The organism is Streptomyces gilvus, from assembly GCF_022513565.1.
Taxonomy (GTDB): domain Bacteria; phylum Actinomycetota; class Actinomycetes; order Streptomycetales; family Streptomycetaceae; genus Streptomyces; species Streptomyces gilvus.
Genome location: NZ_JAKWBE010000029.1, coordinates 82,542 through 96,668, shown reverse-complemented (window position 1 = coordinate 96,668; position 14,127 = coordinate 82,542). Strand labels below are relative to the sequence as shown.

The following is a 14,127-nucleotide window of genomic DNA, read 5'->3' as shown; positions in this document are numbered from 1 at the left end:
GCCTTCGACGCGGGCGGGGTCCTCAGGCGGACGGCAGCCGGTCCAGCTGGGCCTGGATCCTCGTGATGTCCTCCTCCGCCTTGGCCAGGCGGGTGCGGATCTTCTCCACCACGTTGTCCGGGGCCTTCGACAGGAACGCCTCGTTGCCGAGCTTGGCGTTCGCCTGGGCCTTCTCTTTCTCCGCCGCCGCGAGGTCCTTGGCGAGGCGCTTGCGCTCGGCGGCCACGTCGATCGTGCCGGAGAGGTCGAGGGCGACCTCGGCGCCGGCGACCGGCAGGGTCGCCGTCGCGGTGAAGGCCTCGCCCTCTGGCTGAAGGCGCAGCAGCTGCCGGATGGCCGCCTCGTGCGGGGCGAGGGCCGTGCCGTCGAGGGTCAGGCGGGCCGGGACGCGCTGGCCCGGCTGCAGGCCCTGGTCGTGACGGAAGCGGCGCACCTCGGTGATCACCGACTGGAGTGCCTCCAGCTCGCGTTCGGCGTCCGCGTCCCGGAAGCCGCTGTCCTTCGGCCATTCCGCGATCACGACCGACTCGCCGCCCGTGAGGGTGGTCCAGAGGGTCTCCGTGACGAACGGGACGACCGGGTGCAGCAGCTTGAGGGTGACGTCGAGGACCTCACCGAGGACGCGCTTGGAGACCTCGGCCGCCTCGCCGCCCGCCTGGAACGTCGTCTTGGACAGCTCGACGTACCAGTCGAAGACCTCGTCCCAGGCGAAGTGGAAGAGGGCGTCGCTGAGCTTGGCGAACTGGAAGTCGTCGTAGAACGCGTCGACCTGCGCGACCGTCTTGTTGAGGCGGGAGAGGATCCAGCGGTCCGTCGCCGACATCGCGGACGGCGCCGGCAGCGGGCCCTCGATCGTGGCGCCGTTGATCAGCGCGAAGCGGGTCGCGTTCCAGATCTTGTTGGCGAAGTTCCTCGACGCCTGGACCCACTCCTCGCCGATGGGGACGTCGGTGCCGGGGTTGGCGCCGCGGGCCAGGGTGAAGCGGACGGCGTCGGAACCGTACTTGTCCATCCAGTCGAGCGGGTCCACGACGTTGCCGAAGGACTTCGACATCTTCTTGCCGCGCTCGTCGCGGACCAGGCCGGTCAGCGCGATGGTGCGGAAGGGGACCTCGCCGTCCATGGCGTAGAGGCCGAACATCATCATCCTGGCGACCCAGAAGAAGATGATGTCGTGGCCGGTCAGCAGGACGTCGGTCGGGTAGAACTTCCGCAGGTCCTCGGTCTGTTCGGGCCAGCCGAGCGTGGAGAACGGCCACAGGCCGGAGGAGAACCAGGTGTCGAGGACGTCGCTGTCCTGCGTCCAGCCCTCGCCGCCGGGCGGCTCCTCGTCCGGTCCGACGCAGACGACCTCGCCCTCGGGGCCGTACCAGACCGGGATGCGGTGGCCCCACCACAACTGCCGTGAGATGCACCAGTCGTGCATGTTGTCGACCCAGTCGAAGTACCGCTTCGACATGTCCGCCGGGTGGATGGCGACGCGTCCGTCGCGGACCGCGTCACCGGCGGCCTGCGCGAGCGGCCCGACCTTGACCCACCACTGCATCGACAGACGCGGCTCGATGGTGGTCTCGCAGCGGGAGCAGTGGCCGACGCTGTGGACGTACGGCCGCTTCTCGGCGACGATCCGGCCCTGCGAGCGCAGCGCCGCGACGATCGCGGAGCGCGCCTCGAAGCGGTCCAGGCCTTGGAAGGGACCGTGGACGGTGATGACCGCGCGCTCGTCCATCACCGTGATGGACTCGAGGTCATGGCGCTGGCCGATCGCGAAGTCGTTCGGGTCGTGGGCCGGGGTCACCTTGACGGCGCCCGTGCCGAACTCGGGATCGACGTGCGTGTCGGCGACGACGGGGATGGTGCGGTCGGTCAGCGGGAGCTTGATGCGCTTGCCGACGAGGTGCCGGTAGCGCTCGTCGTCGGGGTGGACGGCGACAGCGGTGTCGCCCAGCATCGTCTCGGCACGGGTGGTGGCGACGACCAGGGTCTCCTCCCCCTCGCCGTACTTGATGGAGACGAGCTCGCCGTCGTCCTCCTGGTACTCCACCTCGATGTCCGAGATGGCCGTCAGACAGCGCGGGCACCAGTTGATGATGCGCTCGGCGCGGTAGATCAGCTCGTCCTCGTAGAGCTTCTTGAAGATCGTCTGGACAGCCTTGGACAGGCCCTCGTCCATGGTGAACCGCTCGCGGTCCCAGTCGACGCCGTCGCCGAGGCGGCGCATCTGGCCGAGGATCTTGCCGCCGTACTCCTCCTTCCACTGCCAGACGCGGTCGACGAACTCCTCGCGGCCGAGGTCCTGGCGGGACTTGCCCTCCTCGGCGAGCTGCTGCTCGACCTTGTTCTGGGTGGCGATGCCGGCGTGGTCCATGCCGGGCAGCCACAGCGCCTCGAAGCCCTGCATGCGCTTGCGGCGGGTGAGGGCGTCCATGAGCGTGTGCTGGAAGGCGTGGCCCAGGTGGAGCGAGCCGGTGACGTTCGGCGGCGGGATGACGATGGTGTACGCGGGCTTGTCGCTCTTCGCGTCGGCGGCGAAGTAACCCCGGTCTACCCAGCGGTCGTACAGCGTCTCCTCTACCTCGGCCGGCGCGTACTGGGTCGGCAGTTCGGTGTTGGGCGCTGAAGGCTGCTGCTGAGCGTTCTCGGTCACGGGGTCAGTTTAGGGGTGTCGCGGGTGTGTCCCGAAACGTGTTTGCTCTGTAACGGTAGGGGCCCCGATGGGGTGCGCCGTCTGTGCCTGCGCCAGGATGTCGGCACCACATAAAGATTCTGGAGGGGAACCCAGAAATGAGTTACAACCAGCCGGGCCCGTACGGCGGGCAGCCCCAGCAGCCCGGGCCGTACGGTCAGCCGGGGCCCTACGGCCAGCAGCCGCCGCAGGCGCCCCAGCCCGGCTACGGCTATCCCCAGCAGCCCCCGGCCCCCCAGCCGGGGTACGGCTACCCGCAGCAGCCCCCGCAGGGTGTGCCGCCGCAGCAGAACCCGTACGGCCAGCCGCAGCCGCCCTACGGTCAGCCTCCGTACGGGCAGCAGCCCTACAACACCGTCCCGCAGCCGCCCGCGCCCGGCGGCGGCAAGAAGAAGACGGGGCTGATCATCGGCGCGGTGGCGGTCGTGGCGGCGATCGGTGTCGGCGCGTACTTGGTGATCGGCGGGAGCAGCGGCAGCGGTGGCGGCGGCATCCCGGACGACGGCGCGCACAAGCTGACGACTCCGGCGACCATCATCAGCGGCACCTACAAGAAGTCGAACAGCGCCGACAGCTCGGACTCGTTCAGCGACGACGACAAGGCCGACTTCGAGAAGTGGGGCGTGAAGAACCCGCAGGACGTCAGCGCGGGGTACACGAAGGGCAGCGGGCTGTCACAGTCGAACCTGACCTTCGGTGGCGTCTACGGCACGATCGACGACCCGGAGGCGGTCGTCGACGCCATGTTCGCGAAGATCAAGTCCGAGGCGACGAAGGACAAGACCACCAAGGGCAAGCTGCTCGGCAGCCCGCAGGTGGTGCACCCGGCGGGCTTGGCCAACGGCATCATGAAATGCCAGGTGGCGCAGTTCGAGAACGACGGCACCTCGTCGACGAGCGCGGGTGCCCCGAAGACCTTCGAGATGCCGATCTGCATCTGGGGCGACCACAGCACGGTCGCCGACGTCACGAGCTTCAGCCTCGCCTCCCTCACCACCGGCTCGGCCGCGTCGGTCGACGACACGGCGGCGCTGGCGGCCAAGCTCCGCAACGACGTCCGCGTCAAGGCCTGACGGGCGGCGGGCGGATCAACTGCGAAGGGGCCCCGGTCGGTTGACCGGGGCCCCTTCGGGTGTCCGTGCCGTCAGGCCGTCTTCTGCTCGCCCGGACCCCGGCCGCGCGCGTCGCGGGGGATCAGGGTCGGGTTGACGTTGGAGTGGACGACGTCCGCCGTGATGACGACGCGGGCCACGTCCTTGCGGGACGGGACCTCGTACATCACGGACATCAGGACTTCCTCCATGATGGCGCGCAGGCCGCGCGCGCCGGTCTGGCGGAGGATGGCCTGGTCGGCGATGGCCTCCAGCGCCTCACGCTCGAAGTCCAGCTCCACGCCGTCGAGTTCGAAGAGGCGCTGGTACTGCTTGACCAGCGCGTTGCGCGGCTCGACCAGGATCTGCAGCAGGGCCTCGCGGTCCAGGTTGTGGACCGAGGTGATGACGGGGAGGCGGCCGATGAACTCGGGGATCATGCCGAACTTGACCAGGTCCTCGGGCATGACGTCCTCGAACTGGTCCTTGGCCTCCAGCTCCCGCTTGGAGCGGATCGTCGCGCCGAAGCCGATGCCCTTGGCGCCCGCCCGGGACTCGATGATCTTCTCCAGGCCCGCGAAGGCACCGCCCACGATGAACAGCACGTTCGTCGTGTCGATCTGGATGAACTCCTGGTGGGGGTGCTTGCGGCCGCCCTGGGGCGGGACGGAGGCGGTGGTGCCCTCCAGGATCTTCAGCAGGGCCTGCTGGACGCCCTCGCCGGACACGTCGCGCGTGATGGAGGGGTTTTCACTCTTCCTCGCGACCTTGTCGATCTCGTCGATGTAGATGATCCCGGTCTCGGCCTTCTTGACGTCGTAGTCGGCCGCCTGGATCAGCTTCAGCAGGATGTTCTCGACGTCCTCGCCGACGTAGCCGGCCTCCGTCAGCGCCGTCGCGTCCGCGATCGCGAACGGGACGTTCAGCATGCGGGCCAGGGTCTGCGCGAGGAGCGTCTTGCCGGAGCCCGTGGGGCCCAGCAGGAGGATGTTGGACTTCGCCAACTCGATCGCGTCGTCACGGCCGTTGGCGCCGCCGTTCTCGCCGGCCTGGACGCGCTTGTAGTGGTTGTAGACCGCGACGGAGAGGGCCTTCTTGGCCGCCTCCTGGCCCACCACGTAGCCCTCGAGGAACTCGTAGATCTCGCGGGGCTTGGGAAGCTCCTCCCAGCGCACCTCGCTGGTCTCGGCGAGCTCCTCCTCGATGATCTCGTTGCAGAGATCGATGCACTCGTCGCAGATGTACACACCAGGCCCTGCGATGAGCTTCTTGACCTGCTTCTGGCTCTTGCCGCAGAACGAGCACTTCAGCAGATCGCCGCCGTCACCGATGCGTGCCACGGTGTGCTTCCCCTTCGCCTGGGAGACGCCTGGATCCAGCGGCTCCTGGTGCTGCCTATTCCGACGGTACCTTGCCGGGCCCCCCGTTCGGGCCCCCCTTGGCGCGGTTCACTGTGACGTGCAGCGTGTCAAAGCACACCAACCGTGCCAAGGGGCGGCAGACGATACAGCGTCCGCCCGCTTCTGTGTCAGCGGACGGCCGCGTTGTTCATCTTCCGGGTGGAGATGATCTGGTCGATCAGGCCGTACGACAGCGCGTCCTCGGCCGTGAGGATCTTGTCGCGCTCGATGTCCTCGCGGATCTTCTCGATCGGCGTGGTCGAGTGCTTGGCCAGCATCTCCTCCAGCTGCGAGCGCATACGGAGGATCTCGTTGGCGGCGATCTCCAGGTCGGAGACCTGACCGCGGCCCGTCTCGCTGTAGGGCTGGTGGATCAGCACGCGGGCGTTGGGCAGCGCCATGCGCTTGCCCGGCGAACCGGCGGCCAGCAGGACCGCGGCGGCGGAGGCCGCCTGGCCCATGCAGACCGTCTGGATGTCGGGCTTCACGAACTGCATCGTGTCGTAGATCGCGGTGAGCGCCGTGAAGGAGCCGCCGGGGCTGTTGATGTAGACCGAGATGTCCCGGTCGGGGTCCATCGACTCCAGGCACAGCAGCTGCGCCATGACGTCGTTGGCGGAGGCGTCGTCGATCTGCACGCCGAGGAAGATCACGCGCTCCTCGAAGAGCTTCGCGTACGGGTCGTACTCGCGGATGCCCTGCGAGGTGCGCTCGACGAAGCGGGGGATCACGTAGCGGGACTCGGCGACGGGACCCGCGTACTCGGCGCGCGTGCGGTCGTACAGGCCGCTGCCGGGGAAGTCGTTCACTGTCTGTCTCCTAGGGGCTGTGGCGGTCGGCTGGGGGCTTTCCCGGGGGCCTCAGGCCCCGGTGCCGCCGCCGCCCGGGATACCGGCAGCCGTGGTGATGACGTCGTCGATGAGGCCGTACTCCTTGGCCTCCTGCGGGTCGAACCAGCGGTCGCGGTCCGAGTCACGGGTGACCTGCTCCACGGTCTGGCCGGTGTGCTGGGCCGTGAGCTCGGCCATGCGCTTCTTGGTGTGCAGCAGCCGCTCGGCGTGGATCTTGATGTCCGAGGCCGAACCGGCCAGACCGGCGGAGGGCTGGTGGATCAGGATCTCGGCGTTCGGGAGGGCGAACCGCTTGCCCGGGGTGCCCGCGCTGAGCAGGAACTGGCCCATGGACGCGGCGAGGCCCATGGCGATCGTCATCACGTCGTTCTTGATGAACTGCATGGTGTCGTAGATCGCCATGCCGGCCGTGATCGAGCCGCCGGGGCTGTTGATGTAGAGGTTGATGTCCTTGTCGGGGTCGGCCGCGGCAAGGAGCAGCAACTGTGCGGTGATCTTGTTCGCGATGTCGTCGTCGACCGGCTGGCCGAGGAAGATGATCCGCTCGTTGAGCAGCCGGTTGTAGACCTGGTCGCCGAGGCCACCACCGATGGAAGGCTCGCCGGCGGCGGAGGGCATCAGATTCGTCACGTATCCACCTGCTCGTCTTACGACGGCGCCGGGCCGTCTCACGTGTACTGCCGGGGGCAACGGGGACTCCCCTGCCCTCGTACTCATGGACCCTAACGCGCTGGTCCCTCCGGGGAATCCCGGTAACGGGGGTGTTCGCCGGGGGCGTAGCGGCGGGCGCCTGCCCGCCGTATGCGGGAAAGGGCCCGGGGAACGCGTCCCCGGGCCCTTCCCCACGACATCTCCAGGCGCCTCGGGCGTCAGCCCTCGGTCTTCTCCCCGGCCGCGGCGTCCTCGGCCGGAGCGTCCTCGGTGGCCGCCTCCGCGGTGGCCTCCTCGGTCGCCTCGGCGGCCTCGGCGGACTCGTCCTCCTCGTCGTCCAGGTCGACGATCTCGCCGTTGGTGTCCTTGACGGTGGCGGCCTCGACGACGACCGCGAGGGCCTTGCCGCGGGCGACCTCGCCGACCAGCAGCGGCACCTGGCCGCCCTCGACGACGGCCTGGGCGAACTGGTCGGGGGACATGCCGGAGGAGGCCGCGCGACGCATGAGGTGCTCGGTGAGCTCCTCCTGGTTGACGTTCAGCTTCTCCTGCTTGACCAGCTCGTCGAGGACGAACTGGGTCTTGATGCCCTTGACCGCGGCCTCACGGGTCTCGGTCTCGAACTCCTCGGCGGTCTTGCCCTGGATCTCCAGGTACTTGTCGAGGGTGAGGCCCATCTGGCCGAGCTGGTGGTGCTCCAGGTTGTGCTTGCGGGTGTTGATCTCGTCCTCGAGCAGCTTCTCGGGGACGGGCACCTCGACGAGCTCCAGCAGCTTCTCCAGGACGCGCTCCTGGGCCTGCGTGGCCTGGTCGTACTGCTTCATGTTCTCCAGGCGCTTGCGGCTGTCGGCCTTGAGCTCCTCGAGGGTGTCGAACTCGGAGGCGAGCTGCGCGAAGTCGTCGTCCAGCTCGGGCAGTTCGCGCGCGGCGACCTGGGTGACCTTGACGGTGACCTCGGCCTCCTTGCCGGCCGCGGAGCCGCCCTTGAGCTCGGAGGTGAAGGTGGCCTCGCCACCGGCCTCCAGGCCCTTCACGGCGTCGTCGATGCCGTCCAGCAGCTCGCCGGAGCCGATGGTGTAGGAGACGCCGCCGGCGATGCCGTCCTCGAGGACCTCGCCGTCGACCTTGGCCTCCAGGTCGATGGTGACCACGTCGCCGTCCTCGGCGGCGCGCTCGACCGGGGAGGTGGAGGCGAAGCGCTCGCGGAGCTGCTCGACCGACTTCTCGATGTCCTCGTCGGTGACCTCGACGGCGTCGACCTCGACCTCGATGCCGGAGTAGTCCGGGATCTCCAGGGCGGGGCGGACGTCGACCTCGGCGGTGAAGTTCAGCGTCTCGCCGTCCTTCAGCTCCGTGATGTCGACCTCGGGCTGGCCGAGGACGTCGATCTCCGCCTCGTTGACCGCCTCGGTGTAGAACTTCGGAAGCGCGTCGTTGACCGCCTCCTCCAGGACCGCACCGCGGCCGAACCGCTGGTCGATGACGCGGGCAGGGATCTTGCCCTTGCGGAAGCCCTTCACCGTGACCTGCTGGTTGATCTTCTTGTACGCCGCGTCGAGGCTGTCCTTGAGCTCCTCGAAGGGCACCTCGACAGTGAGCCGAACCCGGGTCGGGTTCAGGGTCTCCACGGCGCTCTTCACGGTTCGGTCTCCTTGATGGCTGACTTCTCGGATTCTGCCGGGGCCAGAACGGCTCCGGCGGATTCGCCGCCCGGAGGACTGCTTCGTAGAGGAGAGACACACGGGCGTGCAGCTTGCATAGTAACGGCAGCGGCGACACGCCCCAAAGGCGATCAAGGGACGCGATCACCCGAGGTGATCGCGCGGGTGGCCGGTGTTGACCGGCCACTGGTCGGGGTGGCGGGATTTGAACCCACGGCCTTCCGCTCCCAAAGCGGACGCGCTACCAAGCTGCGCCACACCCCGTCTGGTGCGACACGTAGGGTACATGGCCGCAGGCAGTGGGGCCGCCGCATTTCCCCGGCCGGGGCGCGCGGGCGGGGCGGCTCGGGCAACGGGGTGTGCGGCCGGGCGTGCCGACCCGCTACGATGCCTTCAGTGCCGCGGTCACTCCGACCTGCGGCGCGCTGTGTGCGGGCGTAGCTCAATGGTAGAGCCCCAGTCTTCCAAACTGGCTACGCGGGTTCGATTCCCGTCGCCCGCTCTGACACGACCGAGGCCCTGGTCAGGTGATGAATTCACCGCTTGACCAGGGCCTCGGTCGTCTGCCACCAGACCGGCCCTCCGCGCCCTCCGCGTGCCCGATCCGAGGGGGGCGCGTTCGCGGCTCGAGTGGGAGGGGCCGTCAGACGATCCAGTCCCATTTCTGTTCGGTGCTGCCCTGCCGAGGCAGCGCCCGCCGCCACCGCCGCCCAGGATCCCTTCAGCACGCGAGGGAATCCTTCCCCCGTACGGGACGCCCTTCGCCCCGCCTTCTTGGCAGGGACCGGCGGCCGGGGCGCACCTCGCCGCGGGGCGGCGGCATGGCGGGAAAGCGTCGCGCCGGCGCCCCGACCGCTCGCGACGGTCAGAAGCTGATCGAGTTGATCGTCTCCGCGATCGAGTTGAGGAAGCGGTTGATCGATGGGGCCATGCCGGTCGACGCGAGGAAGAAGCCGAACAGGATCGCGACGATGGCGGGTCCGGCCTTGATGGAGCCTCCCCGGATCAACACCACCAGGATGATCGCCAACAGCAGCACCACAGACAGTGAAATGGCCACAACTGATCACACCCTCGGTCGGTCCGCTCTCCCGGCCCGGAGGTGCCCGGCCCGCACACCCCCGCCAGAACCATCGTGCCACCAACCAGGCCCGCGTATGCGGCAGGTGAGGCATCGTCGGCCACACTGTGCGCGACCTTTGCCCGGGCCATGCGGGGACGGCCCCTGCCCGCGCCCCAACTCCGTTCCCCCGTACAGGAATTCGACGGCGCACTCGCACAGGGAATTGCGCGGGATCGTTTCCGTGCCCACACAACTCGTTCGCAGGCAATTCGAATTGTCACCACAGGCACATCAAGCGGGTGCGGATTCAAGGCTTTTGTCATGAATAATACGGACTAACCGGTGCATAAGCTCAGCGGGTGGAGATGTCTACTTCCGTAATTCCCGGGTAAACGAAGGGTTCCCGCGCAGCCTTAAGCAGGAATGACATGGACGGTTTTACGAATTCCCACAGCCGCCGCTAAGGTCTCCCAGATGTTCGACGCCGCTTCGTCTCCCGGTCATCTCAGAACACCGCTCCCCCCGGCCCGGCCGCCGGCGCCCCCACAGCGCGACGCGTTCTTCGACAACGCCAAGTACCTGGCGATCGTGCTGGTGGCCATGGGCCACTCCTGGGAACCGCTCAAGGGCGACAGCCGCGTCCTGGAGGCCGCCTACACCGTCGTGTACGCCTTCCACATGCCGGCGTTCATCATCATCTCCGGCTACTTCTCCCGCAGCTTCGACATGCGCCCCGACCGGCTGCGCCGCCTGATCACCGGTGTCGCCGTGCCGTACGTCGTCTTCGAGACGGCGTACTCGCTCTTCAAGCGGTACGGCGACCACGACCCGGGCATGTCGGTCAGTCTGCTGGATCCCTGGTACCTGACCTGGTTCCTGGTCGCGCTGTTCGTGTGGCGGCTGACCACCCCGCTGTGGAAGACCGTCCGGTGGCCGCTCCCCCTGGCCGTCGCCGTCGCCATGCTCGCGACGCTCTCGCCGGACATCGGTGACGACCTGGACCTGCAGCGCGTCCTGCAGTTCCTGCCGTACTTCGTGCTGGGTCTGTGCATGAAGCCGGAGCACTTCCAGATGGTGCGCACGCGCGCCGTGCGGATCCTGTCGGTGCCGGTCTTCGCCGGCGCGCTGCTGGTCGGCTGGTGGGCGGTGCCGCGGATGAACGCCGCCTGGTTCTACCACCGCGACTCCGCCGAGGAACTGGGCGCGCCGTGGTGGTCGGGGCCGGTCATGGTGCTGGCCCTGATGGGCTGTTCGCTGCTGCTGACGGCCTGCTTCTTCGCCTGGGTGCCGCGCCGCAGGATGTGGTTCACGGCGCTCGGCGCGGGCACGCTGTACGGCTATCTGCTGCACGGCTTCGTGGTGAAGGCCGGTGACTTCTACGGCTGGTTCGACCACAAGTGGCTGCACGGTCCGCTCGGTGAGATCTTCGTGACCCTCGTCGCGGGCGCCGTCGTCACCCTGCTGTGCACCGCGCCGGTGCGGCGGGTGTTCCGGTTCGCGATGGAACCCGACATGAAGTGGGCGTTCAAGCGGGACGCGGCCGAACTGGCCCGCGACCGCGCGAAGTCCGAGCAGCGGCAGATGGCCAACGCCTAGGACAGGGGCTGCTCCAGACCGAGCAGCGCGCGCATCCGGGCGTACTTCTCGGTCAGCCGGGTGCGGGTGGCCGGGTCGTCGAGGCGGGCGAGGCGGGCCGGGTCGGCGTTGTGCGCCAGGTCCGCCTCCTTCACCAGCCGCGCCCCCGGCGTGGCGAGGATCCGCCCGGCGTACTCCTCGGGCGTCTCCCCCGCCCGCTTGGTGAGAGCGAGCACGATGTCCTTCGTACGGCGGCTCAACGCGGCCCGCTCCAGCCACCGTTCGCTCAGCGCGTCGTCCTCCACGGCGTCGTGCAGCCAGGCCGCCGCGATCTGCTCGGCGTCGCCGCCCCGTGCGCGCACTCCCTCGGCGACGGCCCGCAGGTGCTCCGCGTAGGGCCGGCCCGCCTTGTCGGTCTGTCCCTCGTGGGCGGCCCGGGCGACGGCCTCGACCTCGGCCGGGGTGAGCTCTCCGGATGTCTCGGTCACGCGTCCAGTGTCTTCCTGCGCAACACCGCCGTGACGACCGGGCTCGCACGTGGGCGCTCGCGGCGAGAGAGGCGTCGACGGCGGGTCGGGTCAGCGGGCCGCTGCCGCCGTGGGGCCTTCCCGGCAGATCAGAAGCAGCGCCCGGTCGTCGTTCACGTCCTTCGCCACCGCCTCGATCAGGTGCCAGGCGGCGCCGTGGAAGCCGCCCGCGACATAGCGGTCGGCCTCTCCGGTCAGGCGGTCGATGCCCTCGACGATGTCCCGGTCGGCGGTCTCCACCAGGCCGTCCGTGAACAGCATCAACACGTCTCCGGCACGCAGCGAGCCCTTCACGGGGTCGAACTGGGCGCCGTCGTACACACCGAGCAGCGGGCCCTCGGCGGCCTTCTCCTCCCAGCGGCCGCTGCCCGCGCTCAGCTGGAGGCCCGGCGGGTGGCCGGCCGAGTAGAGCTCGTAGTCGCCGGAGTCGAGGTCGAGGACCAGGTGGATGGAGGTGGCGAAGCCCTCGTCCCAGTCCTGGCGGAGCAGGTAGCCGTTCGCGGCCGGGAGGAAGGCGTGCGGCGGGAGCGAGCCCAGCAGGCCGCCGAAGGCGCCCGAGAGCAGCAGCGCGCGGGAGCCGGCGTCCATGCCCTTGCCGGAGACGTCCGTGAGGACGACCTCCAGGGTGCGGCCGCCGTTGGTCCGGGCCGCCACCACGAAGTCGCCGGAGAAGGACTGGCCGCCGGCCGGCCGCAGGGCCATCTCGCGGTGCCAGCCGTCCGGCAGTTTCGGCAGCTTGCTCTGGACCCGGATCCGCTCGCGCAGGTCGAACAGCATGGTGCCGCCGCGCCGCCAGGGCACGCCGACCCGGCTGCGGAACTGCGCGACCAGCAGCCCGAAGAAACCACAGGCGGCGACGACGAGCACCACGCCCGGGGTGACCCGCGAGGGTCCCTCGGTGTACGGGCCCAGCTTCACCGACTCCACGATCAGCGCGGTGGCCGCCGCCGCGTACAGGCCGAGCAGGCTGGCGGGGCGCAGCAGCAGGCCGCCGGCGACGATCGGCACGACCAGGGCGGCCGGGGAGCACCAGACGGAGTTGGCGAGGGTGACGCACGCGATCACCGGGATGGTGAGGAACAGCCCGGCCAGGGCGAACCAGTCCGAGCCGTCCCCGCGGAAGTAGTCCACGGCGCTTTTGCGCAGGCCGGTGCGGACCCGGTGCCACTGCATCCTCAACCGGGCCGTGAACGTCTCGGCCTCCGCGCGCCGCTCTCGTCCTGCTGCCATTAGTTCGGGACCCTATCCATCGGACCTGCTGCTTGGCACGGGAGGTCCCACTTGTCCCCCGTCCGAGGCTCAACTTCACAGTGAACTTCACCGAAAGCCGTCGCGCGGGCCTCAAGGCGAAATTCCCTCGCTCGTCCCGCAATGCCCTGGTAGGCATGGTTCATGCGGACTGACGTGCGAGTGCTGGCAGCCGAGAACTGGGACGAGTGGTACGACAATCTGATCCGCGCCTTCGGTGGAGTTCCGGAGCCCGCCGAGGAGCGGGCTCTGTGGCGGGAGCTCACCGAGCCGGACCGGGCGGTCGGGGCCTGGGACGGTGACGTCTGTGTGGGGACGGCGGGGGCGTTCCGCTTCCGGCTGACCGTGCCGGGCGGGGCCGCCGTGCCCGCGGCCGGGGTGACCATGGTGAGCGTGGCCGCCACGCACCGGCGGCGCGGGGTGCTGACGTCCATGATGCGGCGGCAGTTGGCGGACGTACGGTCCTGGGGCGAGCCCCTGGCCGTGCTGACGGCCTCCGAACCGGCGATCTACGGGCGGTTCGGCTACGGCGCCGCGACGTTCCACGTCAACGCCGAGATCGACACCACCCGGGTACGGCTGTCCGTGCCGGACGGCACCGATGACGTACGGCTGCGGTACGCCGAGCCGGCCGACGCGCTCGACGCCTGTGAGGCGGTGTACGCCCAACTGGTGCCGCGGCGGCCGGGGATGGTGGAGCGGATCCCGGGCTGGGAGCGGCTGTGGGTGCTCGATCCGGAGAGCGAGCGGGACGGCGCGTCACCGCTGCAGTGCGTGCTGGCGGAGCGGGACGGGGAGGTCGTCGGGTACGCGCGTTTCAGGGTCAAGGGCGACTGGGACGCCTCCGGCCCCAAGGGCACGGTGCTCGTGCGGGACGTGGACGCGCTGGACCCGGCGGCGCACGCGGCGCTGTGGCGGTTCCTGTTCGGCATCGACCTGACCTCGAGGATCGACGTGCGGCGCCGGCCGGTGGACGAGCCGTGGCAGTACCTGGTCTCCGACATCCGCCGCTGCTCGCTGCTGGTGCGGGACTCGCTGCACGTGCGGCTGGTGGACGTCGGCGCCGCGCTGGAGGCCCGGACCTACCAGACGCCGGTGGACGTGGTGTTGGCGGTCGAGGACGCCTTCTGCCCCTGGAACAGCGGCCGTTGGCGGCTGACCGGCGACCCGAAGGGCGCGTCCTGCGCCCGCACCGAGGACGCCCCCGATCTGGCCCTCTCCGTACGGGAGTTGGGCTCGGTCTACCTGGGCGGCGTGAGCCTGGAAGCGCTCGCCGCGGCCGGCCGGGTCCGGGAGCTGCGCCAGGGCGCCCTCGCGGAGGCGTCCCTCGCCTTCGGCTCCACGGTGGCTCCGTGGCTGCCGCACGGGTTCTAG

General features: G+C 69.5%; 11 protein-coding genes and 2 tRNA genes. 4 read left to right on the top strand and 9 right to left on the bottom strand.

Features of this window, described 5'->3' with window-relative positions:
• Window positions 1-22: 22 nt before the first annotated feature.
• Entirely contained in the window at window positions 23-2,647 is a 2,625-nt protein-coding gene (locus MKW14_RS32885) for a valine--tRNA ligase (protein ID WP_240868978.1), read from the bottom strand.
• Window positions 2,648-2,784: 137 nt separating this feature from the next.
• On the opposite strand from MKW14_RS32885, the gene MKW14_RS32880 reads away from it, so the two are divergent.
• On the top strand, window positions 2,785-3,759 hold the full coding sequence (locus MKW14_RS32880) for a hypothetical protein (protein WP_240868976.1): 975 nt from the start codon (window positions 2,785-2,787) through the stop codon (window positions 3,757-3,759).
• Window positions 3,760-3,830: 71 nt separating this feature from the next.
• Here the strand turns inward: MKW14_RS32880 and clpX are convergent, their stop codons facing one another.
• The 5 genes from clpX to MKW14_RS32855 form a co-directional block, all read right to left on the bottom strand.
• Window positions 3,831-5,117 carry an ATP-dependent Clp protease ATP-binding subunit ClpX gene (clpX, locus tag MKW14_RS32875; RefSeq protein WP_240868974.1) on the bottom strand — a complete coding sequence of 429 codons (1,287 nt, stop codon included), beginning with the start codon at window positions 5,115-5,117 and terminating at the stop codon, window positions 3,831-3,833.
• Window positions 5,118-5,305: 188 nt separating this feature from the next.
• Window positions 5,306-5,986: an ATP-dependent Clp protease proteolytic subunit gene (locus MKW14_RS32870; RefSeq protein ID WP_308314660.1), complete on the bottom strand. Its 681-nt coding sequence runs from the start codon at window positions 5,984-5,986 to the stop codon at window positions 5,306-5,308.
• 51 nt (window positions 5,987-6,037) lie between these two features.
• Window positions 6,038-6,646 carry an ATP-dependent Clp protease proteolytic subunit gene (locus tag MKW14_RS32865; protein WP_240869014.1) on the bottom strand — a complete coding sequence of 203 codons (609 nt, stop codon included), beginning with the start codon at window positions 6,644-6,646 and terminating at the stop codon, window positions 6,038-6,040.
• Between the two features lie 251 nt (window positions 6,647-6,897).
• On the bottom strand, window positions 6,898-8,319 hold the full coding sequence (gene tig, locus MKW14_RS32860) for a trigger factor (protein ID WP_240868972.1): 1,422 nt from the start codon (window positions 8,317-8,319) through the stop codon (window positions 6,898-6,900).
• A gap of 208 nt (window positions 8,320-8,527) precedes the next feature.
• Window positions 8,528-8,604 (bottom strand) — tRNA-Pro (locus MKW14_RS32855).
• 167 nt (window positions 8,605-8,771) lie between these two features.
• Here MKW14_RS32855 and MKW14_RS32850 point away from each other — a divergent pair.
• Window positions 8,772-8,842 (top strand) — tRNA-Gly (locus MKW14_RS32850).
• Window positions 8,843-9,205: 363 nt separating this feature from the next.
• Here MKW14_RS32850 and MKW14_RS32845 read toward each other — a convergent pair.
• Complete coding sequence (locus MKW14_RS32845; protein ID WP_026178055.1) at window positions 9,206-9,400, bottom strand: hypothetical protein; 195 nt, start codon at window positions 9,398-9,400, stop codon at window positions 9,206-9,208.
• Between the two features lie 477 nt (window positions 9,401-9,877).
• Here MKW14_RS32845 and MKW14_RS32840 point away from each other — a divergent pair, with 477 nt between their 5' ends.
• A complete protein-coding gene (locus MKW14_RS32840) occupies window positions 9,878-10,999 on the top strand; it encodes an acyltransferase family protein (protein WP_240868970.1) in 1,122 nt (373 codons plus the stop codon).
• On the opposite strand, the gene MKW14_RS32835 is transcribed toward MKW14_RS32840, so the two are convergent.
• Window positions 10,996-11,466, bottom strand: a complete 471-nt coding sequence (locus MKW14_RS32835; protein ID WP_240868968.1) for an HD domain-containing protein — start codon at window positions 11,464-11,466, stop codon at window positions 10,996-10,998. The genes MKW14_RS32840 and MKW14_RS32835 overlap by 4 nt on opposite strands.
• A 90-nt stretch (window positions 11,467-11,556) precedes the next feature.
• On the bottom strand, window positions 11,557-12,735 hold the full coding sequence (locus tag MKW14_RS32830) for a SpoIIE family protein phosphatase (protein ID WP_240868966.1): 1,179 nt from the start codon (window positions 12,733-12,735) through the stop codon (window positions 11,557-11,559).
• A gap of 162 nt (window positions 12,736-12,897) precedes the next feature.
• On the opposite strand from MKW14_RS32830, the gene MKW14_RS32825 reads away from it, so the two are divergent.
• On the top strand, window positions 12,898-14,127 hold the full coding sequence (locus MKW14_RS32825; protein WP_240868964.1) for a GNAT family N-acetyltransferase: 1,230 nt from the start codon (window positions 12,898-12,900) through the stop codon (window positions 14,125-14,127).

What these genes read in the sequence shown, in the direction of transcription:
- MKW14_RS32880 (WP_240868976.1), top strand. Translation starts at nt 2,785, where the DNA reads ATGAGTTACAACCAGCCGGGCCCGTACGGCGGGCAGCCCCAGCAGCCC.
- MKW14_RS32865 (WP_240869014.1), bottom strand. Translation starts at nt 6,646, where the DNA reads ATGCCCTCCGCCGCCGGCGAGCCTTCCATCGGTGGTGGCCTCGGCGAC.
- MKW14_RS32840 (WP_240868970.1), top strand. Translation starts at nt 9,878, where the DNA reads ATGTTCGACGCCGCTTCGTCTCCCGGTCATCTCAGAACACCGCTCCCC.
- MKW14_RS32830 (WP_240868966.1), bottom strand. Translation starts at nt 12,735, where the DNA reads ATGGCAGCAGGACGAGAGCGGCGCGCGGAGGCCGAGACGTTCACGGCC.
- MKW14_RS32825 (WP_240868964.1), top strand. Translation starts at nt 12,898, where the DNA reads ATGCGGACTGACGTGCGAGTGCTGGCAGCCGAGAACTGGGACGAGTGG.